This is a genomic window from Sinomonas sp. T428B, assembly GCF_056780155.1.
On sequence record NZ_JBRAZR010000001.1, the window covers coordinates 592,350 to 613,588 of the forward strand.

The following is a 21,239-nucleotide window of genomic DNA, read 5'->3' on the forward strand; positions in this document are numbered from 1 at the left end:
CCGCCGAACCGTCACGGCGGCCCGGCCCAGCGCCGCAGCACGCCGGGCGTAGAGTGGGCCCCATGGCGCACGTCAACGACCCCGCAGTGATCGAGCGGCTCATCTCGACGCCCGGCACGTGGGCCGTCGTCGGTCTGAGCGGACACGAGTGGCGCGCGGCCTACAGCGTCGCCGAGTTCCTCCGCGACCGGCTCGGCCACCGGATCATCCCCGTGAACCTCCGCGCGGAGGCGGTCCACGGCGAGACCGGGTACGCCCGGCTCGCGGACATCCCCGTGGAGCTGCACCCGATCGACGTCGTCGACTGCTTCGTCAACTCCCAGCGCGTCGGCGCCGTCGTGGACCAGGCCATTGAGGTCGGCGCGAAGGCCGTCTGGCTGCAGCTCGGTGTCGTGGACGAGGCTGCCGCCGAGCGCGCCAAGGCTGCCGGGCTCGACGTCGTCATGGACTCATGCCCGCAGCGCGAGATCCGGACCGTCGGCCGGTCGGGCGCCTGATGGACGCCGCGGCGCTCAAGTCCCTGTGCCTCAGCTTCCCCGGCGCGTATGAGGACTTCCCGTTCGGGCCCGACGCCTCGGTCTTCAAGGTCCGCGCGCCCGCTGGCGGCGCCGAGCGGCCGGGGAAGATGTTCGCGCTCTCGGTGCTCGACGCCGTGCCGCTGACGGTCGCGCTCAAGGGCGAGCCCACGCTTGTCGTCCAGCTGCGCGCCGCCCACCCCGAGATCACGGGCGCGTACCACATGAACAAGACGCACTGGAGCGACGTCCGGCTCGACGGAGCCCTCTCAGATGACGACGTGCGTGACCTCGTCGAGGACTCGTACGACCTCGTGGTCGCGTCCCTGCCCAAGGCCCAGCGCGAGGCGCTCGGCTGGAGCCGCCTCGCGCGGTAGGCGGCCGGGCAGGGCGGTCCCACCCCCGCGCGCTTGCTAGATTGGGGGCGTCCCACCGAACTCGCCCTCGCCCGCCCGCGCCCGAGGAGCCCCGAGGAGGCCCGCATGCTGGACCAGTCCGTCCTCGACTCCCTCTGGGACTTCGAGCATCCCGGGGCCTCTGAGGCCGCCTTCCGCGCGGCCCTCGAGGACCCGGCCTATGATCGGGCCGAGCGTGCCGAGCTCACGACCCAGCTTGGGCGGGCGATCGGGCTGCAGGGCCGGATCGAGGAGGCGGACGCGCTCCTGGACGCGATCGATGCCGGCCCGGACCCGACCATCGCCGTCCGGGTGCTCCTCGAGCGCGGCCGGCTCCTGCACTCCGCGGGGCACCGCGAGATGGCCGTGCCGCTCTTCGAGCAGGCCGCGGAGCTCGGCGAGCACCTCGGCGAGGAGTTCCTCGCCGCCGACGCGTTCCACATGCTCGCCCTCGCCGACGAGGCCCATGCCGAGTCCTGGAGCCGCTCCGGCATCGAGTACGCCGCCGGCGCCCACAGCCTCCGCGCCCGCCGCTGGTGTGTGGAACTCCACGGCAACCTCGGCCACCGATTCGCCGAGGCCGGGGAACACCATCGCGCCCTCGTCGAGTTCCAGCTCGCCGAGCAGTACGCCGAGCGCTACGGCACGCCGGCCCAGCAGGCTTGGGCGCGGCGGGGCATCGAGGCTGCCCGTGCCGCCGGCGGCTGACTTTTCGAAAAGTACGACGGCGGCCGGTCACCTTCCGTGGGGAAGGCGACCGGCCGCCGTCGCGCGCCCGAAAGCCCCGTGTTGCGACGTGGCGTTGTCAGGGGCGTCAGTCGGCGACGAAGTACATGCGCTTGTTCACGAACTCGTCCATGCCGAGCGGGCCGAGCTCGCGGCCGAAGCCCGAGCGCTTGACCCCGCCGAACGGCACCTCCGCACCCTCGGCGGCCGCGATGTTGACGTTGGCCATGCCGACCTCGAGGCGCCGGGCGATGCGCTCGGCACGGGCCGTGTCCGTCGAGAAGACGCAGCCTCCGAGCCCGTACGGGGTGTCGTTGGCGAGCTTGAGGGCCTCCTCGTCGCTGCCGACCTTGTAGACCACGGCGACTGGCCCGAAGAGCTCCTCGTGGTACGCGCGCATCTCCGGCGTGATGCCCGTGAGGACGGCGGGGGAGAAGTAGGCGGCGTCGCCCTCGGCGAGCTGGCCGCCGGCGTGCAGCGTGGCGCCCTTCTCGACGGCGTCCCGGACCTGGGCGGCGATGCCCTCGGCGGCCGCGCGCGAGGACAGCGGCGCGAAGGTGTTCTCGGCGTCCTCGGCCGGGTTGCCGGGCTTGAGCGCGGCGGCGCGGGCCGTGAGCTCGGCGACGAAGTCGTCGAAGATGTCCTCCATGACGATCATGCGCTTGTTGGAGTTGCAGGCCTGGCCGGTGTTCTCCATGCGCGTGTCCCACGCGGTGTCCGCGATGGCCTTGACGTCCGCGGCGTCGAGGACCACGAACGGGTCCGAGCCGCCGAGCTCGAGGACGGCCTTCTTGAGGTTCTTGCCGGCGAGCTCGCCGATGATCGCCCCGGCCCGCTCCGAGCCGGTGAGGGAGACGCCCTGGATGCGCGGGTCCGCGATGATGTCCGCGATCTGCGCGTGCGAGGCGAAGACGTTGACGTACGCGCCCTTCGGCACGCCGGCGTCGTCCATGATCTGCTGGATCGCGAGGGCCGAGCGCGGGCACGACTCGGCGTGCTTGAGGATGATCGTGTTGCCGAGCATGAGGTTCGGCGCGGCGAAGCGGGCCACCTGGTAGTACGGGTAGTTCCACGGCATGATGCCCAGGAGCGGGCCGATGGGCAGCTTCTGGACGAACGCGCGGCCGCCCGCGAACGTCTTGATCTCCTGGTCCGCGGCGAGGGTGGGGCCCTCGGTGGCGAAGTAGCTGAAGATGTCGGTGCAGAACTCGGCCTCGTCCTTGGCCTGGCCCAGCGGCTTGCCCATCTCCTCGGTGATGATGGCCGCGAGCTCCTCGGCGCGCTCGGTGAAGAGCTCGCCAACCCGTGCGACGACCTTGGCGCGCGTCTCGATCGGCGTCTCGCGCCACGACTCGAAGGCCGACTGGGCGGCGGCGATCGCGGACTCGACCTCGGCGTCGGTCGCGGTGGGGAAGGTCTCGACGATCTCGCCGGTCGCGGGGTTGAGGACGCGGTAGCCGGGCTCGTCGCGAGTGCTCGGGTTGCTGGCGGTGGTAGTCATGACACCATCATCCATCGTTGTCCACGTCACATCACTGTGCTTAAGCACGACGGCGGCGGGTCGCCTTCTGTGCAGAAGGCGAGCCGGGTTCAGGCGCGGGCCAGGAGCTCCTCGCCGACCCGCCCCCGCTGGTAGAACACCTCGCGGCCCGAGCGCAGGGCCTCCGCGAGGCCCGACTCGGCGAGAACCTTGAGGTGCTCGCTCACCGTCCCGGCGGCGAGGTCGAGCGCGCAGGCGAGCTGCGTCGTCGTCATCGGCACGTCCAGCTGCGCGAGGATCTGCGCGCGCGTGCGGCCGAGCAGGCGCGAGACGGGGCTCTCGCGGGTCTCGCGCGTGGCCTCCCACAGCCGGCCGACGCCGCGGGGCGCGTACGTGATCGTGGGGACGAACGGGGCGATGTTCATCACGAGCGTGTTCGGCCACACGAACGCGTTCGGCACGAGGATGAGCCCGCGGCCGGGCTCGGGCAGGTCGGTGGCCTCGCAGCCGCGGGTGATCTCGAGGCCGGTCGCCGTGGGCCGCACGCTCGGGTGGAGCGTCTTGAAGACCTCCTGGATGCCGTGGTGCGCGAGCTCCTCGAGCCGCGAATCGATGTCAGCGAGCAGCACCGAGCGCAGCCGTGGCCAGTAGGGCTCGACCGCGGTCCTGAAGTACCAGCCCAGCGCCGCCACGATGCGGGGCACGGCGGCGCCGACGTCCGCGCGCAGCTCCTCGAGCGTCGCGAGCACGTGGCCGGTGGGCTTGCGCCGCTCGAGGTACCCGAAGTCCCGCAGCCACAGCTCGCCCGGGACGGCGGCGACGGCGTCGAGCGCCTCCGCGAACGTGGCCTGCCGCTCGGGGGTGGGGGTGAGCGAGTCGGCGATGAAGCCCTGGGGCGCCACGAGCGTCGTGAGGATGCGCAGGTGCTCGCGCGCGAGCGGGTCCTCGCTCGCAGTGATGCGTCGGCGGGCCTCCGTGATCCATGGGCGGTGCATGGGCGTGCCGGACTGGAGCGCGCGCAGGCTCGTCACCGTCTCCCACAGGGGCGAGGCCTCGAAGCGTACCCGGGTCAGGTCCTCGCTCGTGAGCGTGATGAACATGGATCCAGCGTAGGGACTTTCGGCGCGCGGCGGCGAGGATTCGGCGCTCACCGAATCGTTTCTGGGCCCGCTTCGGCGGCGGAGACTCGTGGACATGACAACCAACACCCGCACCCAGCACACGACCGACCCCGCCGCTGAGCGGGCCCTGCACCCGGTCCGGCCGGCCTCCCGCCGGCCCGTCCGCGACCCGCACCACGTCCTCGGGGTCGGCGCGGGCGTAGGCCGGCTCACGACGCCGGCCGGCCCCGCGCCGTCGTCCGCCCGCCCCGCACCGGGCGAGACGGACGCGGGCAACCGAGCCGACGCCTCGACGCGGCCCCTTGTCGCTCCGACCGCCGTGCCGGATGTCTCCGGCGACCTCCTCGGGCTGCCGGACCTCTCGGCCCTGCGCCGGGGGCTGGGGCGGGCGGGCGGGTGGCTCATCGGGCGCGTGCGCGCCGCCGCCCGGACGGACGCCAGGCTGCGGGCCCGCCGGGACGAGGATTCGGCCGCGATGCTCCGCTCGGGGCTCGCGCCCACCCGCTACGTCTGAACCCCGGTCACCTCTTCAGTAAGTGCTCGCGTCGATGACGAAGCGGTAGCGGACGTCGCTGGCGAGGACACGCTCGAACGCCTCGTTGATCTGGTGGGCCGCGATGACCTCGACCTCGGACCCGAGACCGTGGGCGGCGCAGAAGTCGAGCATTTCCTGGGTCTTCCTGATTCCGCCCATCTTCGAGCCGGCGAGGTTCCGACGCATGCTGGCCAAGGACCAGGCGCGCTGTTTCATCGGCTCGGTGGGAAGCCCCACGAGGACCAGGGTCCCGTCCAAGGCGAGGAGGGAGAGGTAGTCGTCGAGGTCGAGGGTCGCAGAGACCGTGTTGATGATCAGGTCGAAGCGGCCCTTGAGGGCCTCGAAGGTCGAGGGGTCTGAGGTGGCGTAGTAGTGGGCTGCGCCCAGCCGCCGCGCATCCTCTTCCTTCTTGAGGGTCTGGCTGAGGACCGAGACCTCTGCACCGAGAGCCGCGGCGATCTTGACCCCCATGTGGCCGAGACCGCCCATGCCGATGATCGCGACCCGCGTCCCCGGCCCCGCCCCCCACTGCACCAGGGGTGAGTACATGGTGATCCCCGCGCACAGGAGGGGCGCGGCCGATTCCAGCGAGAGGCCGTCCGGGATCCGCACGACGTACTTCTCGTCCACGACGATGCTCGTGCTGTAGCCCCCTGCGGTGGGGAGCCCGTCGGGACCGATGGAGTTGTAGGTGCTGGTCGAACCTTTGAGGCAGTACTGCTCCTCGCCGGCGAGGCAGTTGTCGCATTCGCGGCAGGAATCCACAAAGCAGCCGACGCCGACCCGGTCGCCGACCGCGTGGCGCCTCACCTCGGCTCCGACCGCCTCCACGACCCCGGCGATCTCGTGGCCGACGACGACGGGGTACCGGACACTGGACCAGTCGCCTCGGGCCGTGTGGATATCCGAGTGGCAGATCCCCGTGAATCTGATGGCAATCCGCACCTCGAACGGGCCCGGATCGCGGCGCACGATGACGCCGGGCTGGAGCGGGGAGTCCGCCGAGTGGGCGATGTACGCCTGAGCGAGAGAGGGCATCGTCAGTTCCTTGTCAGAAGTGGCAGGGTCTCGAGTGCGGGTGAAAGCGTGTGTTCGGCGAGTGCCGCGCAGGCCGACGTGAGGCGGCTCAGGCTCCCGAAGAGGGCCTCCGCGATGACGGGCTCGAAGGCAGTCCGCCGTCCCGCCTCGGCGGCTAGCCTGATGGTCAGGTCGTTGCCCATGACATCGAAGGCCACGTGGTCCATGACCTCCGCAAGGGCAGGTTCGACGCATGGGACGAATCTCGAGAGCCCGGTTGCTGCCTGGGTGAGCGCATCCGAGAGGAGCACGAACCCTCCGGGGCCGGCATTGTGCCCGCCGGCTTCGATGGGGTCAAGGAAGCCGAGGGCCTCGCGGACCTGGCATTCGTGCGCCTCCAGAGCGGGCGCCACGAATTCCTGGCGGAGTTCCGCCATGACGGAGAGGAACTCGTGGGTGCCTTCGATGGCCGCGAGCCTGGTGGCGGTCGAATAGACGTCCTTCGCAGACAGTCCCGCATCCAGGTCATGGTGGGGGTGAATCACTGAATACGTGCCCCGTTCGTGCCCCAGGATTTCGAGGGCGCGGTTGGCGATGACCTCGTTTGCGTTGGCATTCGTCGCCCCAGCGGCGTCGCACTGGAGGACGTCGACCACGAAGTGGTCCAGCAGTCTGCCCAACTCGATCTCCCGGCATGCCTGCACGATCGCCGTCTTCTTCGCTTCGTCCATGGGGCAGGGGCCGGCGTGCGCCAGGACAGATGCCCGCTTGACCTGGGCGAGTGCCTTGACCAGCGCCGGTCGTGACGAGATCTGTGTGCAGGCGATCGGTACCGCTTCCAGCGCGCGTAGCGTCTGAAGGCCCCAATACACGTCAGCCGGGATCTCGCGGATCCCGGCGGCGTCCCTTTCGAGTCTGCTTCTGCCGGGGCCCCCTGCCCCTCTGCTCTCCGGGGAGCGTGACGTCCTAGATGTCATAGCTTTCTCGGTTCCTGACGCGGGCAAGCGGTGAGTTGGACTCTAGGACCGGGATTGTAGATTGTCAACGCAGTGACGGTCGATTGTTGACAACCGAGCGATCAGGGGGTTCTATTGCATCAGACACAGCGTGACGAGATGCACACCACATCAACTCTCGCCGGCAAGCCTGAGGCATCGTTCAGCGCTCAGGCTTGGTTACCTCGAGGCCTCGACGGAGACGGCTGCGGAGGAACCCGTCGGATGGTGCGGCACCATCTCACCCATACCCCTAACACGTCATGTGCTGAAGCCATTCGAAGGGAAGCACCGTGAAGAAGATCAACAAGGTTCACGCCGCTGCGGCGGGTCTGGCCGCGATCCTGGCTCTGAGTGCCTGCGGCGGCGAGGCCACCAGCGCCCCGGCAGCGTCCGAGAGCCTCACGAACCTCACGAGGGACATCTCGGAGGGTGTCCAGCCGGATCCGAAGGCAGTGAGCCTGGTCCCGCAGTCCTTCAAGGAAAAGGGCGAGCTCACGGTCGCGATGGACCTGCACTACCCGCCGACGACCTTCCTGGCCGAGGACAACCAGACCGCGATCGGGCTCAACCCGGACATCGCCCGGCTCATCGCCAAGAAGCTCGACCTCAAGCTGGAGTTCGTGGACACGAAGTTCGACACGATCGTCCCGGGGCTGGACGGCGGGCGCTTCGACTTCACCGCCACGACCATGTCCAAGACCGATGAGCGGCTCAAGGTCCTGGACATGATCGACTACTTCAAGGCCGGCACCTCCGTGGCCGCTGCCGCGGGCAACCCGCAGAACCTCACCGTCGAGAACCTGTGCGGGAAGAACATCGCCGTCACCCAGGGCTCGACCGGCCAGCTCAAGCGCCTCCCGGCCCTGAACGAGCAGACGTGCACCTCCAAGGGCCAGCCGGAGATCAACGCCGTGACGCTGCCCAACATCCAGGAGGCGCTGACCCAGCTGCACTCCAAGCGGGTCGACGGCATCCTCTACGACACGACCGCCCTCGGGTGGGCCGCCAAGCAGCAGCCGGACAGCTTCACCGTGATCGGCCGGGTCAACGTCGGCTCGAGCGACGTGACGGCGATCGGCATCAAGAAGGACTCCCCGCTGACCCCCGCCCTGCAGGCGGCGACCCAGTCGGTCCTCGACAGCCCGGAGTACAAGGAGGCGCTCGAGACCTGGGGCCTCGAGTCCGGCGCCATCACCGACGCCAAGCTCAACTAGGGGATGTCCATGCTGGAAACCATCACTCGCGGAAGCGAGCCCACGGCGAACGCGTCCGGCTCTGCGCTCAAGCCGCGGATCCGGCTGCGGACGCCCTCGGAATACGCGGGCTGGGCGTTCAGCATCCTGCTCGGCCTGGGGATCCTGGCCTCGGTCCTGACGAACCCCAACTTCAGGTGGGGCGTGGTCGGGAAGTACTTCTTCGCCGAGTCCATCCTGCGCGGCCTGATGCTCACGATCTTCCTCACCGTGGCGAGCATGGCCCTGGGCACGCTGCTGGGCCTGGCCCTGGCGGTCATGCGCTCCTCGCACGTGAAGCCGGTCTCGATCGCCGCGAACCTGTACATCACGCTGTTCCGCGGCACCCCGGTGCTGGTGCAGCTGATCTTCTGGTTCAACATCTCCGCCCTGTACCCGGACCTGCGGATCGGGATCCCGTTCACCGACCTCGGCGTGGCCGTGGACACGAACGCGATCATGGGCCCGATCACGGCGGCCCTGGTGGGCCTGACCCTGAACGAGGCCGCCTACATGGCCGAGATCATCCGCGGCGGGTTCTCCGCCGTGGGCAAGGGCCAGCTCGAGGCCGCGGACTCCCTGGGCATGAGCGCCGGGATGCGGATGCGGAAGGTCATCATCCCGCAGGCGATGCCCTCGATCATCCCGGCCACGGGCAACCAGGTCATCGGCATGTTCAAGGAGACCTCGCTCGTGTCCGTCCTGGGCGTGGCGGAGCTGCTGCAGAGCGCGCAGCTGATCTACGCCCGCACCTACGAGACCATCCCGCTGCTGATCGTGGCCAGCCTCTGGTACCTGGTCATGACCCTGCTGCTGAGCTACCCCCAGTCCAAGCTCGAGCAGAAGTACAACCGCTCCGCGGCGACCCTTCCGAGGAAGGCCAAGCGTGTGGCGCTGACGAGCCCGGAAGGGGCGGCACGATGACCACCCCCACCGGCACCATCCCTGACGGCACGATCCACGTCCGGAACCTGAAGAAGTCGTTCGGGCACAAGACGGTCCTGAAGGACATCAGCCTCGACATCGCCAGCGGGGAGGTCGCCTGCATCATCGGCCCCTCGGGCTCGGGCAAGTCCACCCTGCTGCGCTGCCTCAACGGCCTCGAGACGGTCGACTCGGGGGTGCTGAGGGTCAACGGCGAGGACTTCGGCTACCACGAGACCGAGCACGCCTACCACGCCCTTCCCAAGAAGAAGCTCGCCGAGCAGCGGACCCGGATCGGGATGGTGTTCCAGTCGTTCAACCTGTTCCCGAACATGACCGCGCGGGAGAACGTCATGGCCGGGCCCGTGCTGGTCAAGCGCGGGGACAAGAAGGCCGCTGCCAAGCGCGCCCAGGAGCTCCTGACCGACGTCGGGCTGGGCGCCTTCGGCGACCACTACCCGGCCCAGCTCTCCGGCGGGCAGCAGCAGCGCGTCGCGATCGCCCGGGCCCTGGCCATGGACCCGGAGATCATCCTCTTCGACGAGCCGACCTCCGCGCTGGATCCGGAGAAGGTCGGCGAGGTCCTCGCCGTCATGAAGAACCTCGCCAAGGCGGGCATGACCATGGTCGTGGTCACCCACGAGATGGGCTTCGCCCGCGAGGTCGGCGACACGGTCGTGTTCATGGACGAGGGCTACATCATCGAGCGCGGCGACGCCCGCGAGGTCCTGGGCAACCCGCAGGAGGCCCGCACCCAGTCCTTCCTCGAGAAGGTGCTCTGAGCGGACGAACAACGGTAAGGCTCCCCGGAACTGGCTGAAGAAGACGGCCGGTTCCGGGGAGCCTTTTCGTTGCCCTAGGAGCCCAGCCCCGGCGGTGCTGGAGGGTCCTCGTCCCTCACGTCACAAAAGCACATATGACGCCTGAGGGCCCTCGTCCCTGGCGTCACAAAAGCACATGTGTCCCCCTGTTTCCGCTAGGGTGGACCGCTCCGAAACCCCTTCGTAGGGTTGAGGACAGGATCAAGAGTCCCGGCGCGAAGCTCTGGCTGGCCGGGCGGCAACCCTCTCCCGTAGTGGGGTGCCCCAGATGAGGATCCGGCCGCGGTGGACATCCGCGGCAAGTACGGCGTCCAGACACTGGGCGTCCGGCCGAAATGCTGGAGGGCAGCATGACAGCTACACCCCTGGACCTCGTCGAGGGTGCGGATCTCCGCCGCGCCATGGCGCACTGGGCCACGGGCATCGCCGTCATCACGACCTCGGACGGCGGCACGCTCGCGGGAATCGTGAGCAACTCGTTCACCTCGATCAGCCTCGACCCGCCGCTCGTCTCCTGGGCGGTGGACCGCGCGTCGAGCTCCTTCGAGACCTGGAACCGCGCCGACAACTATGCCGTGCACATCCTCTCCGAGTCCCACCGGGACCTCGTGAAGCGGTTCGCGGCTAAGGGGACGGACAAGTTCGCGGGGCTCGACTGGGAGCCCGGCGTGCTCGGCTCGCCGATCGTGGCCGACGACGTGCCGCGCCTCGAGTGTCGACTCTGGCAGACGGTGGACGCGGGGGATCACGTCATCCTGATCGGCGAGGTAGTCAACGTCTCGGATCCGGACGGCTTCGTCCCCCTCACGAACCACGTGTTCTGGGCTAAGTAGCCCTTACGCGCCTGCGGCCCCGGCTCCCCTCATCGGAGGGGGCCGCGCGCGCCACATCCACCCCGCGGGCGGCATCGCGGCACCCATCTGATGGGCCCCTCTCAGGCGTGCTGTGATGCTGCCGCGGGCGCGGCGTACGCTGGAAGTGTGCGTACACGCACACAGCCCAGCCCGCCCGTCGAACGCCTCATCGCTCCCCTGCGGCGCCGCCTCCTGCTCACCTTCTCCGGCCAGTCGGAGGGCATCCCGTCGTGGCAGCTCGCCCTCGAGGAGGGCGACGACGCCGGCTACTTCGGCCCCGGCTCCGCCGTCTGGGCCGTGCACGGGGGCATGTCCCCGATCGTCGGGGGCATCCGCGCGCTCCTGACCCAGGCCCTCCACCCTGGCGTCCTGGCCGGCGTCGCCGAGCACTCGGACTACCGCGCCGACCCGCTCGCCCGGCTCGCCGGCACGATCCGCTGGATCTTCACTGTCACCTACGGGGACACTGCCGCCGCGGCGCGGGCCTGTGCCTGGGTGCGCCGGCGGCACCGCCCCGTCCGGGGGACCTACACGGACGCCGCCGGGATCCGCCGCCCCTACTCGGCGAACGATCCCGAGCTCGAGGCCTGGGTGCACCTCGCCTTCACCGACGCGTTCCTGCGCACCTATGAGGCCCTCGAGGGCCCCGTGCCCGGCGGCGCGGACCGCTACGTGGCCGAGTGGGCCCGCGCGGGCAGGCTCATGGGGGTCAAGGACCCGCCGCGCACGGAGCGGGAGCTCGGGGAGCGGCTCGCGGCGTACGACGACGCCGGGCAGCTGGGCGGCGGCCCGCGCCTCGACGAGGTGGTCGCCTTCCTCCGGCGGCCCCCGCTAGATCCGCTCCTGCGCCCCGGCTACCGGCTCCTCTTCGCCGCCGCCATCGGCACCATGCCGCAGCGGTACCTCGACCTCCTCGGGCTCGAGCGCCCGAGCGTGGGCCCGGTACCCCTCCCGACCGCGGCCGCCGCGAAGGTGACGCTCGCCGTCGTCGCCCGCGCCCTGGACCCGATGCCGCCGAGCGAGGCCGCCGCGCGCCGGCGGCTCGCGCGGCTCGGCCTCGGCTGACCCCTCAACGCGGGGTCACCTCCCGAGGATGCGGGGTCACCTTCCAAGGATGCGGGGTCAGGAACCCCGCTAGCCGCGAGGTGACTGCGGGTGGGAGCGTGCGGAAAATGGGCCCATGTGGATCGCCTGGATCGAGTTCGACCTCCTGCTCGGAGATGTGCACACGCTGAAGGAGAAGCGCTCCGTCGTGCGGCCGCTCGTGGCCGAGCTGCGGCGCCGCTTTGACGTGTCTGCGGCCGAGGTCGGGGAGATGGACCTCTACCGGCGGGCCAAGGTGGGGGCGGGGCTCGTGACCGCGGACCGGGCGCACGCGGTTGAGGTGCTCGACGCCGTCGAGCGCTTCGTCGCGGGCCGGCCCGAGCTCGAGCTGCTCAGCGCCCGCCGGAGGGAGCTCCACAGCGAGGACTGACCCCGCATCGTAGGGAGGTGACCCCGCATCGTAGGGAGGTGACCCCGCATCGTAGGGAGGTGACCCCGCATCGTGGCTTGTGATGCGGGTCAGCCCATGAACATGAGCACGATGTGCAGCAGGCTCAGGCCCAGCCCAGTGAACGCCGTTGCAGGGTAGCGCGCCGCCCGCGCGCGGGCCCGGGCGAGGCCGCCCCAGCCGGCAAGGACTGCGATCGCGAGCGGGGCCGCGGCGAGCACCGGGCCGATATACGGAACAAGCCCGAGCATGAGGGCGAACAGGCCGAAGCCGAGCGAGACGCCGCCCAGCAAGGTCGCTAGGCGCGAGGCGGGCTTTCGGGCGCGGGCCGGGCGCGGGGCACGTTGAACCTCGGACGAGGGCGCGTGGCCGGGCCGCGGGACGAGCTCGCCGCCGTGCCAGCCCTCCGCCAGCAGGCCATCGTCGGCCAGCAGGCCGTCGGGATCGGCGGAACGCGGCACACTGCCTGGCCGGACACCGTCAGGCCAGTAGGCGCTCGGGTCCCGGTAGGGATTCCGCCGCGGTGGCTGTCCGGGGATGCTCACCCTTCGATTATCGCCGGTCAGGGCGAGGGCGGGCAGTCAGGGTTGTCCCTGACCGCACCCTGAGCACGTCAGCTCACCGCCCTCGTCACGAGCTCGGTGATCCGCGCCTCGACCTCGTCGCTCAGCTCGGTCAGCGCGTACGACGTCGGCCACATCGCGCCGTCGTTGAGGTTGGCCTCCTCGCTGAAACCGAGCGTCGCGTAGGGCGTTTTGAACTTCTTCCGCTCCTGGAAGAAGCACACGACCTTGCCGGCCCGCGCATACGCCGGCATCCCGTACCAGAGCTTCGGGGCCAGATCAGGCGCAGCGGCGGCGACGATCGCATGCAGGCGCTCGGCCATCGCGCGGTCGGGCTCGTCCATCGCGGCGATCTTCGCGAGCACGTCCGCCGCCTCGGCCGCGGCCTTGTCCGCCGCGCCCGCACGGGCCTTGGCCTTCTTCATCTCCGCGGCGTGTTCCTTCATCGCCGCGCGCTCCTGGGCGCTGAACGCGGACGACGCCGGCTCGGTCGCCTCGGTCTTCTGGGTCGCCATGGGTGGCTACCGCCTCTCCTGGATGCGGACGAGGTTCCCGGCCGGGTCGCGGAAGGCGCAGTCCCGCAGCCCATAGGGCTGGTCGACCGGCTCCTGGACGACCTCGGCGTCGGTCGCCTGGACCTTCTCGAAGAGCGCATCGAGGTCCGCAGTGGCCAGCAGGATCCAGCCGTAGGTGCCCTTTGCCATCATCTCGGAGATGGTGCGGCGCTCCTCGTCGGTGATGCCGGGGTCGGTGGCCGCCGGGGCCAGGAGGATGGAGGTGTCCGGCTGCCCGGCGGGGCCGACGGTGATCCAGCGCATGGTGCCCTGCCCGACATCGTTGCGGACCTCGAAGCCCAGGATGTCTCGGTAGAAGGCCAGCGACGCCTCGGGGTCGGTGTGGGGGAGGAAGCTCGCATGAATGGTGATGTCCATGGCTGTCACGCTACTCCCGCGCCGAGGGGCCGGGCTTCTCGATTCCTGATCGGTCTGCGCAGTCGTCCTTGTCGCGTCCATGACGGCACTTGTCAGCCCGTGTGACCTCGACCATAGTTGGCCCCGGCGCACCACTTCCCCAGGAGGTCTCGATGACGCACCGCCGCCGCCCCTGCCCCTCCCGTACCCGCCCTGGCCACTCGCGCACCGGCAGCCGGGCCGCCTCGGCCGCGGCCGCCGTCGTCCTCGCCGCCGGCATGCTCACGGCGGGGGTCGCGCCCGCTGCCGCCGTCCCGCCGCCGGCACCGCCCGGGCCGGTCGACGCAACGGGCGCCGAGCACTCGATGCGGACGGCGGCTGGGAAGGAGAACTACTACTTCGTCATGGCGGACCGCTTCGCGAACGGCAGCACTGCGAACGACACGGGCGGCCTCCCCGCGGACCGTATGGTCTCGGGCTTCGACCCCACCTCAAAGGGCTTCTACCACGGCGGCGACCTCCAGGGCCTGCTCGGCAAGCTCGACTACATCCAGGGCCTCGGCACGACCGCCCTCTGGCTCACTCCGAGCTTCAAGAACAAGGCCGTGCAGACCGAGGACGGGAGCGCCGGCTACCACGGCTACTGGGTCACCGACTTCACCCAGATCGACCCGCACCTCGGCACCAACCAAGACCTCGCGGACCTCATCGAGGCAGCCCACGCGCGCGGCATGAAGGTTTACTTCGACATCATCACGAACCACACGGCGGACGTCGTCGGGTTCGAGGAGGGCGAGCGCGTCGCATACGTCTCGAAGACCGCGAGCCCCTACCGGGACGCCGCCGGCAACCCGTTCGACGACGCCGACTACGCGGGCACGGACACGTTCCCGGCCCTCGACCCCGACGTCTCGTTCCCCTACCGCCCCGAGGTCGCGCCGGGCGAGGAGAACCTCAAGGTCCCGGTCTGGCTCAACGACGTCACGCTGTACCACAACCGCGGCGACTCGAGCTTCGCGGGGGAGAGCGCCTACTACGGCGACTTCGTGGGCCTCGACGACCTCTTCACCGAGAACCCCAAGGTCGTCGACGGCATGATCGACATCTACACGGCGTGGATCCGGGACTTCGGCGTCGACGGCTTCCGGATCGACACCATGAAGCACGTCAACGACGAGTTCTGGCAGAAGTTCGGCCCCGAGGTCCTCCAGTCCGCGCACGACGCCGGGAAGAAGGACTTCTTCATGTTCGGCGAGGTCTTCGACACCTCGCGCGACTTCACCTCGAAGTACACCACGTCGAACAGCATGCAGGCCGTCTTGGACTTCCCGTTCCAGCTCGCGGCGCGCTCCTACGCCGCCGACTCCGAGCCCGCCACGACGCTGCGCTCGCTGTTCCTCGGCGACGACTGGTACACCGATGCCGACTCGAACGTCTACCAGCTGCCCACGTTCCTCGGTAACCACGACATGGGGCGGATCGGCGCGTTCATCGCGGACGGGAACGCGGGGGCGGACGACGGCGAGAAGGTCGCCCGAGATCGGTTGGCCCACGAGCTCATGTACTTCTCGCGCGGCAACCCCGTCATCTACTACGGCGACGAGCAGGGCTTCACGGGCCTGGACAGGGACGGCAATGCCGCGGGGGACCAGCTTGCGCGCCAGGACATGTTCGCGTCCCGGACGTCGGAGTACCGCGACGACGACCTCCTCGGCACCGACGCGACCCACGAGCAGGACAACTACTCGCCCGGCCACCCGCTGTACTCCTCGATCAGCCGGCTCGCCCAGCTCGTCAGGGACCACCCGACGCTGCGCACGGGCGCGCACCAGGACCGGTACGCCGAGGACACCGCTGGCATCTACGCGTTCTCCCGCATCGACGCCGTGGCGCAGCGCGAGTACGTCGTGGCCGTGAACAACACGGGCGCACCCCGCACCGCGAGCGTCCCGACATACCTCCCCCAGCGCCCCTTCGAGAAGGTCTACGGCGGGACCGAGGCCCCGGACCGGGCCAAGGCGGACACCGACGGCGCGCTGCCCGTCACGGTGCCCCCCTTCTCCGCCGTCGTCTACGCCTCCCAGGGCCGGATCCCCGACTCCGAGGCCGCGCCGGTGCCCGTGCTCCGGACGCCCGTCGCGAAGGGCGGAGACAACTCGCGCCTCAACGTCGTCGCGGACCTCCCCACGGACTCGTTCTACGAGGTCACCTTCCAGGCCCGGACGCCCGGGGGCCAGGGGGAGAGCGGCCAGTGGAAGAACATCGGCACGGACGACACCTACCCGTACCAGGTGTTCCACGCGACCCTGGGCATGACCCCCGGGGACACGGTCGAGTACCGCGCCGTGGCCCTCGACAACGCGGGGCACACCGCCGCCTCAGCAGCCGTGGCCGGCGTCGTGCCCGAGCCCGTCGACCCCAACGCCCCGAAGGGCCCGGCTCGGCAGCCGCTCTCCGTCACGATCGCCGGGGACCTCCAGAGCGAGGCCGCCTGCGCCGCCGACTGGGACCCCGGCTGCGAGGGGACCATGGCGACCTACGATCCCGTGGCGCAGGAGTGGCGGCTCACCCTCGACGTCCCGGCCGGGGACTGGCAGTTCAAGGCCGCCCTCAACGGGGGCTGGACCGAGAACTACGGCGACGGCGGCACCCCGAACGGGGCCAACATCGCCCTCGCGGCGCATCCGGGAGGGCCTGTCACGTTCACGTACCGGCACGACACGCACCTGACCCTGACCACCACCCCGGCAGGACAGCCCGGCGCGGTCTCGGTGCCGGGGACGCTCAACAGTGAAATGGGCTGCGCCGCCGACTGGGATCCCGCGTGCCCCCAGGCCCAGCTCGCGTACGACGCCGGGCAGGGCGTGTGGCGCGGCACCTTCGACCTGCCCGCCGGCTCCTACGCCGCCAAGGCCGCGCTCGACGGCTCGTGGACGGTCAACTTTGGCGAGGGCGGGGTCAAGGACGGGCCCAACATCGCCGTCGAGCACCCGGGCGGGCCGATCACCTTCAGCTACAACGAGGCCACGCACGTGCTCTCGTTCGGCTGGCCCGTGCTCCAGCCCGCGAGCGTCAACCTCCCGGGCACGTACCAGACCGAGGCCGGCTGCGCCGCCGACTGGGATCCCGCATGCCCCGCGACCCAGGCGACGTGGGACCCGCGCTCGGGCGGGTGGATCCTGCGCCTGGCCTCCCTGCCGGCAGGCGAGCACTCGTTCAAGGTCGCCCACGACGGCGCGTGGACGGTCAACTACGGCGAGAACGGCGTGCAGGACGGTGCGAACATCCAACTCTCGCACGACGGCGGGCCGCTCGCCTTCCGCTACGACCCGGCGACGCACCTCGTGACGGTGGTCCAGCTGTAGCCCCAGGCCGGGCAAGGAGGAGCGGGGGCCGACGCCCCTGCCCCTGCGCCGGGAGCCGCGGCACAATGGCCGCATGCGCGCATGGTGGGTGGACGTCCCCGGCCCCGCGGGCGGACGGCCCGGGCCGCTGGTCTTCGGCCAGCGGCTCGACCCCGTCCCGGGGCCCGGCGAGGTCCTCCTCAGGGTGTCGGTGTGCGGCGTGTGCCGCACGGACCTGCACCTCGCGGAGGGAGACCTCCCGCCGAGGCGCCACGGCGTCATCCCCGGCCACGAGGTGATCGGCACGGTCGTAGCAGGGGGCCCCGGGGCCGCGCGCTTCGCGCCGGGGGAGCGGGTCGGCATCGCGTGGCTCCGGGGCACGTGCGGGACGTGCGGCTTCTGCCGCTCGGGCCGGGAGAACCTCTGCACAGCACCCCGGTTCACGGGGTGGGACGACGACGGCGGCTACGCGGAGCTCGCCGTCGTGCCCGAGGCCTTCGCCTACCGGATCCCCGAGGCCTTCGGCGACCGCGAGGCCGCGCCGCTCATGTGCGCGGGGATCATCGGCTACCGCGCGCTCGAGCGTGCCGAGGTCCCGGCGGGCGGGAGGCTCGGGATCTACGGCTTCGGCGGGAGCGCCCACATCACGGCCCAGCTGGCCCTCCACCGCGGAGCGACGGTGTACGTCATGACCCGCGCGCCCGAGGCGCGGGAGCTCGCCCTGGCCCTCGGCGCCGCGTGGGCCGGGGCGGCCGACGAGGAGCCGCCGGAAAAGCTCGACGCGGCCATCCTGTTCGCCCCCGCCGGCGGCCTCGTGCCCCCGGCGCTGCGCGCCCTCGACCGCGGCGGGACGCTCGCCGTCGCCGGCATCCACCTCAGCGACATCCCGGCGCTGAACTACCAGGAGCACCTCTTCCAGGAGCGCCAGCTGCGCAGCGTCACGGCCAACACGCGCGAGGACGGCGCGGAGTTCCTCCGGCTCGCCGCCGAGATCCCCGTCAGGACGACGACGGTGCCGTACCCCTTCGAGGACGCCGACCGCGCGCTCGCGGACCTCGCCGCGGGCAGGATCACGGGCGCTGCCGTCCTCGAGATCGGGGCGGGCTGACGTGGGCTCGGGGCGCTGACGCCGGGCAGACGAAAGGACCCCGCCTTTCGGACCGAACCCCGTGCCGTGGCGCGGTGTCCTGTCCGAAAGACGGGGTTCTCTGGGGGCGAGCCCGAGGGCGTCAGCCGAAGTACTTCGGCAGCGTCGCCTCGTGCGCCTCGCGGAGCGTCTCGAGCGGGAGCTCGAACTGGCCCTGGACGTCGAGCGAGGTCGCGAGGACGTCCACCACGCCGAGGCGGATCACCGGGTAGTTCCGGGCCGTGGCCATGTCGTTGAAGCGGACCTCCTCCGAGCGCGGCACCGCGACGACCGCGCGGCCCTGCGACTCCGAGAAGAGCGCTGTGAACACGTCGATCCCGTCGCGCTCGCACAGCTCGTCGAGCGAGACCCGCGCGCCCACGCCGAAGCGCAGCGCCATCTCGGACAGGGCCGCGGCGAGGCCGCCCTCGGAGAGGTCGTGCGCGGCGTCGACCATGCCGTCGCGGGAGGCGTTGATGAGGATCGCGCCGAGCGTCTTCTCCGCCTCGAGGTCCAGCTTCGGCGGGAGGCCGCCGAGGTGGCCGCGGAGGTTCGCGAACTCGGAGCCGTCGAGCTCGTCCCGCGTCGTGCCGAGCAGGTAGATCGCCTGCCCGTCGGCGTCCTTCCGCCAGCCCGACGGCGTGCGGCGGGCGACGTCGTCGAACTTGCCGAGGACGCCGACCACAGGCGTGGGGTGGATCGCCGTCGTGCCCGTCTGGTTGTAGAGCGAGACGTTGCCGCCGGTCACCGGGATGCCGAGGGTCTGGCACGCGTCGGCGAGGCCGCGCACGGCCTCGGCGAACTGCCACATGACCTCCGGGTCCTCGGGGGAGCCGAAGTTGAGGCAGTCGGTCACGGCCATCGGCACGGCGCCGGAGGTGGCGACGTTGCGGTAGGACTCGGCCAGGGCGAGCTGGGCGCCCGTGTACGGGTCGAGGTAGGCGTAGCGGCCGTTCGCGTCGGTCGAGATGCCGACGCCGAGCCCGGTCTCCTCGTCGACGCGGATCACGCCGGCGTCGTCGGGCGAGGCGAGGGCCGTGTTGCCGCCCACGTAGTGGTCGTACTGCTTGGTGACCCACGACTTGTCGCACATGTTCGGGCTCGCCATGAGCTCGAGCACGGCGGCCTTGAGCTCCTCGCCCGTGGAGGGGAGGTCCCTGCCGGCCTCGGAGGAGCGGAAGGTGTCAGCCTGCACGACGTCGAGCCACTCGGGGCGGTGGTACGGGCGGTGGTAGACGGGGCCCTCGTGGGCCACGGTGCGCGGGTCGACGTCGACGATCGTCTCGCCGTCCCACGTGATGATGAGCCGGCCCGTGTCCGTGACCTCGCCGAGCCACGAGAACTCGACGGCCCACTTCTCCATGACCTTCTCGAACGCCTCGACGTTCTCGGGGCGCACGATCGCCATCATGCGCTCCTGCGACTCGGACATGAGGATCTCGCCCGGGGTCAGGGTCGGGTCGCGCAGCAGGACCGAGGTCAGCTCGACCTGCATGCCGCCCTCGCCGTTGGACGCGAGCTCGGAGGTCGCGCACGAGATGCCGGCCGCGCCGAGGTCCTGGATGCCCTCGACGAGGGAGGCCTTGAACAGCTCGAGGCAGCACTCGATGAGGACCTTCTCGGCGAACGGGTCGCCGACCTGGACGGCGGGGCGCTTGGACGGCTTCGTGTCGTCGAAGGACTCCGAGGCCAGCACCGAGGCGCCGCCGATCCCGTCGCCGCCCGTCCGGGCGCCGAAGAGGACCACCTTGTTGCCCACGCCCGAGGCGTTCGCGAGGCGCAGGTCCTCGTGGCGCAGGACGCCGACGGCGAGCGCGTTCACGAGCGGGTTGGCCTGGTAGACCGAGTTGAACACGACCTCGCCGCCGATGTTCGGCAGGCCGAGGGAGTTGCCGTAGCCGCCGATGCCGTGGACGATGCCGTGCACAAGGCGGGCCGTGTCCGGGTGGTCGATCGCGCCGAAGCGGAGCGGGTCCATGACGGCGACCGGGCGGGCGCCCATCGAGATGATGTCGCGGACGATGCCGCCGATGCCGGTCGCGGCGCCCTGGTAGGGCTCGACGAAGGACGGGTGGTTGTGGGACTCGACCTTGAAGGTCACGGCCCAGCCGTCGCCGAGGTCGGTGACGCCGGCGTTCTCGCCGATGCCGACCATCATGTCCTTCTTCATCTCCTCGGTGAGCTTCTCGCCGAACTGGCGGAGGTGCACCTTGGAGGACTTGTAGGAGCAGTGCTCGCTCCACATGACCGAGTACATCGCGAGCTCGGCGGCGGTGGGGCGGCGGCCGAGGAGCTTGACGATCTCCTCGAACTCGTTCTGCTTGAGGCCGAGCTCGGCCCAGGGCAGCTCGGTGTCCGGGGTCTCGGCGGCGTGCTCGACGGTGTCGATGTTGAACTTCCGAGCAGTCTGGGTCACTTGGAGCCTCCCACGAGCTGGTTGAGGACGGACGTGAAGAAGCCGAGGCCGTCCGTCGAGTAGGCACCGGTGTCGCCGTCGAGCGGGGCGAAGCCCGCCTCGACCGCGTGCTCGGGGTGCGGCATGAGGCCGACGACGTTGCCCGCGGCGTTCGTGATGCCCGCGATCCCTCGGCGCGAGCCGTTCGGGTTCCAGCCGACGTAGCGGAATGCGACCCGGCCCTCGCCCTCGAGCTCGTCGAGCGTCTTCTCGTCGGCGACGTACTGGCCGTCCTGGTTCTTGAGCACGACCGTGATCTCCTGGCCGGCCTCGAACTCGTTGGTCCAGGCCGTCTCGGCATTCTCGACGCGCAGCACCTGGTCGCGGCAGATGAACTTCAGGTGGTCGTTCTTGATCATCGAGCCCGGAAGGAGGTGGCTCTCGGTCAGGATCTGGAAGCCGTTGCAGATGCCCAGCACCGGCAGCTTCGCGTCCGAGTTCGCCGCATCGACGATCTTGGACATGAGCGGGGCGAAGCGCGCGATCGCGCCGGCGCGCAGGTAGTCGCCGTAGGAGAAGCCGCCCGGGAGGACGACGGCGTCGACGTCGCCGAGGGTCTCGTCGGCGTGCCACAGCGCCACTGGCGTCCCGCCCGCGAGCCGGACGGCGCGGGCGGCGTCGCGGTCATCGAGCGTGCCGGGGAAGGTCACGACACCAATCCGGGCACCGGAAAGGCGTGCCTCCTCGGGCTTTCCGCCGAGGTCGGCGATGAGGGGAGTCTCGCTCATGC

The 21,239-nt window shown here is 70.7% G+C and carries 21 protein-coding genes and 1 riboswitch; of the genes, 12 read left to right on the forward strand and 9 right to left on the reverse strand.

Going from position 1 to position 21,239, the window contains the following annotated elements:
* Nucleotides 1-62: 62 nt before the first annotated feature.
* From ACUYMY_RS02775 to ACUYMY_RS02785, 3 genes are all read left to right on the forward strand, one after another.
* Entirely contained in the window at nucleotides 63-497 is a 435-nt protein-coding gene (locus tag ACUYMY_RS02775; RefSeq protein WP_481702117.1) for a CoA-binding protein, read from the forward strand.
* Entirely contained in the window at nucleotides 497-892 is a 396-nt protein-coding gene (locus ACUYMY_RS02780) for an MmcQ/YjbR family DNA-binding protein (RefSeq protein ID WP_481704937.1), read from the forward strand. Before ACUYMY_RS02775 ends, ACUYMY_RS02780 begins: the two co-directional genes overlap by 1 nt.
* Nucleotides 893-997: 105 nt before the next feature.
* Nucleotides 998-1,618 carry a hypothetical protein gene (locus tag ACUYMY_RS02785; protein WP_481702118.1) on the forward strand — a complete coding sequence of 207 codons (621 nt, stop codon included), beginning with the start codon at nucleotides 998-1,000 and terminating at the stop codon, nucleotides 1,616-1,618.
* 106 nt (nucleotides 1,619-1,724) lie between these two features.
* Here the strand turns inward: ACUYMY_RS02785 and ACUYMY_RS02790 are convergent, their stop codons facing one another.
* Nucleotides 1,725-3,137: an NAD-dependent succinate-semialdehyde dehydrogenase gene (locus tag ACUYMY_RS02790; protein ID WP_481702119.1), complete on the reverse strand. Its 1,413-nt coding sequence runs from the start codon at nucleotides 3,135-3,137 to the stop codon at nucleotides 1,725-1,727.
* A gap of 89 nt (nucleotides 3,138-3,226) precedes the next feature.
* Nucleotides 3,227-4,216: an ArsR/SmtB family transcription factor gene (locus ACUYMY_RS02795; protein ID WP_481702120.1), complete on the reverse strand. Its 990-nt coding sequence runs from the start codon at nucleotides 4,214-4,216 to the stop codon at nucleotides 3,227-3,229.
* Nucleotides 4,217-4,310: 94 nt separating this feature from the next.
* On the opposite strand from ACUYMY_RS02795, the gene ACUYMY_RS02800 reads away from it, so the two are divergent.
* Nucleotides 4,311-4,751 (forward strand): hypothetical protein, encoded by a 441-nt coding sequence (locus ACUYMY_RS02800; RefSeq protein ID WP_481702121.1) that lies wholly within the window; start codon nucleotides 4,311-4,313, stop codon nucleotides 4,749-4,751.
* A gap of 15 nt (nucleotides 4,752-4,766) precedes the next feature.
* Here ACUYMY_RS02800 and ACUYMY_RS02805 read toward each other — a convergent pair whose 3' ends face one another.
* Entirely contained in the window at nucleotides 4,767-5,810 is a 1,044-nt protein-coding gene (locus tag ACUYMY_RS02805) for an NAD(P)-dependent alcohol dehydrogenase (protein WP_481702122.1), read from the reverse strand.
* Between the two features lie 2 nt (nucleotides 5,811-5,812).
* A complete protein-coding gene (locus ACUYMY_RS02810) occupies nucleotides 5,813-6,766 on the reverse strand; it encodes a lyase family protein (protein ID WP_481702123.1) in 954 nt (317 codons plus the stop codon).
* 311 nt (nucleotides 6,767-7,077) lie between these two features.
* On the opposite strand from ACUYMY_RS02810, the gene ACUYMY_RS02815 reads away from it, so the two are divergent.
* From ACUYMY_RS02815 to ACUYMY_RS02840, 6 genes are all read left to right on the forward strand, one after another.
* Complete coding sequence (locus ACUYMY_RS02815; protein ID WP_481702124.1) at nucleotides 7,078-8,001, forward strand: ABC transporter substrate-binding protein; 924 nt, start codon at nucleotides 7,078-7,080, stop codon at nucleotides 7,999-8,001.
* A gap of 9 nt (nucleotides 8,002-8,010) precedes the next feature.
* Nucleotides 8,011-8,943, forward strand: coding sequence for an amino acid ABC transporter permease (locus ACUYMY_RS02820; RefSeq protein WP_481702125.1), 933 nt, complete (start codon nucleotides 8,011-8,013; stop codon nucleotides 8,941-8,943).
* Entirely contained in the window at nucleotides 8,940-9,725 is a 786-nt protein-coding gene (locus ACUYMY_RS02825) for an amino acid ABC transporter ATP-binding protein (RefSeq protein ID WP_481702126.1), read from the forward strand. The genes ACUYMY_RS02820 and ACUYMY_RS02825 overlap by 4 nt, the downstream gene beginning before the upstream one ends.
* Before the next feature lie 238 nt (nucleotides 9,726-9,963).
* Nucleotides 9,964-10,075, forward strand: a riboswitch (SAM riboswitch).
* Between the two features lie 39 nt (nucleotides 10,076-10,114).
* Nucleotides 10,115-10,597 carry a flavin reductase family protein gene (locus ACUYMY_RS02830; RefSeq protein ID WP_481702127.1) on the forward strand — a complete coding sequence of 161 codons (483 nt, stop codon included), beginning with the start codon at nucleotides 10,115-10,117 and terminating at the stop codon, nucleotides 10,595-10,597.
* A gap of 147 nt (nucleotides 10,598-10,744) precedes the next feature.
* Complete coding sequence (locus tag ACUYMY_RS02835) at nucleotides 10,745-11,683, forward strand: oxygenase MpaB family protein (protein ID WP_481702128.1); 939 nt, start codon at nucleotides 10,745-10,747, stop codon at nucleotides 11,681-11,683.
* A gap of 115 nt (nucleotides 11,684-11,798) precedes the next feature.
* Nucleotides 11,799-12,092: a DUF503 domain-containing protein gene (locus ACUYMY_RS02840; protein WP_481702129.1), complete on the forward strand. Its 294-nt coding sequence runs from the start codon at nucleotides 11,799-11,801 to the stop codon at nucleotides 12,090-12,092.
* An 89-nt stretch (nucleotides 12,093-12,181) separates the two neighbouring features.
* On the opposite strand, the gene ACUYMY_RS02845 is transcribed toward ACUYMY_RS02840, so the two are convergent.
* From ACUYMY_RS02845 to ACUYMY_RS02855, 3 genes are all read right to left on the reverse strand, one after another.
* Nucleotides 12,182-12,655: a hypothetical protein gene (locus ACUYMY_RS02845; RefSeq protein ID WP_481702130.1), complete on the reverse strand. Its 474-nt coding sequence runs from the start codon at nucleotides 12,653-12,655 to the stop codon at nucleotides 12,182-12,184.
* A gap of 68 nt (nucleotides 12,656-12,723) precedes the next feature.
* Nucleotides 12,724-13,188 carry an iron chaperone gene (locus ACUYMY_RS02850; RefSeq protein ID WP_481702131.1) on the reverse strand — a complete coding sequence of 155 codons (465 nt, stop codon included), beginning with the start codon at nucleotides 13,186-13,188 and terminating at the stop codon, nucleotides 12,724-12,726.
* 6 nt (nucleotides 13,189-13,194) lie between these two features.
* Nucleotides 13,195-13,605, reverse strand: coding sequence for a VOC family protein (locus ACUYMY_RS02855; RefSeq protein WP_481702132.1), 411 nt, complete (start codon nucleotides 13,603-13,605; stop codon nucleotides 13,195-13,197).
* Between the two features lie 152 nt (nucleotides 13,606-13,757).
* On the opposite strand from ACUYMY_RS02855, the gene ACUYMY_RS02860 reads away from it, so the two are divergent.
* Entirely contained in the window at nucleotides 13,758-16,949 is a 3,192-nt protein-coding gene (locus ACUYMY_RS02860) for an alpha-amylase family glycosyl hydrolase (RefSeq protein ID WP_481702133.1), read from the forward strand.
* Nucleotides 16,950-17,022: 73 nt separating this feature from the next.
* Nucleotides 17,023-18,036: a zinc-dependent alcohol dehydrogenase family protein gene (locus ACUYMY_RS02865; RefSeq protein WP_481702134.1), complete on the forward strand. Its 1,014-nt coding sequence runs from the start codon at nucleotides 17,023-17,025 to the stop codon at nucleotides 18,034-18,036.
* Nucleotides 18,037-18,157: 121 nt separating this feature from the next.
* On the opposite strand, the gene purL is transcribed toward ACUYMY_RS02865, so the two are convergent.
* Nucleotides 18,158-20,470 carry a phosphoribosylformylglycinamidine synthase subunit PurL gene (purL, locus tag ACUYMY_RS02870; RefSeq protein WP_481702135.1) on the reverse strand — a complete coding sequence of 771 codons (2,313 nt, stop codon included), beginning with the start codon at nucleotides 20,468-20,470 and terminating at the stop codon, nucleotides 18,158-18,160.
* Complete coding sequence (gene purQ / locus ACUYMY_RS02875; RefSeq protein ID WP_481702136.1) at nucleotides 20,467-21,237, reverse strand: phosphoribosylformylglycinamidine synthase subunit PurQ; 771 nt, start codon at nucleotides 21,235-21,237, stop codon at nucleotides 20,467-20,469. Before purQ ends, purL begins: the two co-directional genes overlap by 4 nt.
* Nucleotides 21,238-21,239 lie beyond the last annotated feature (2 nt).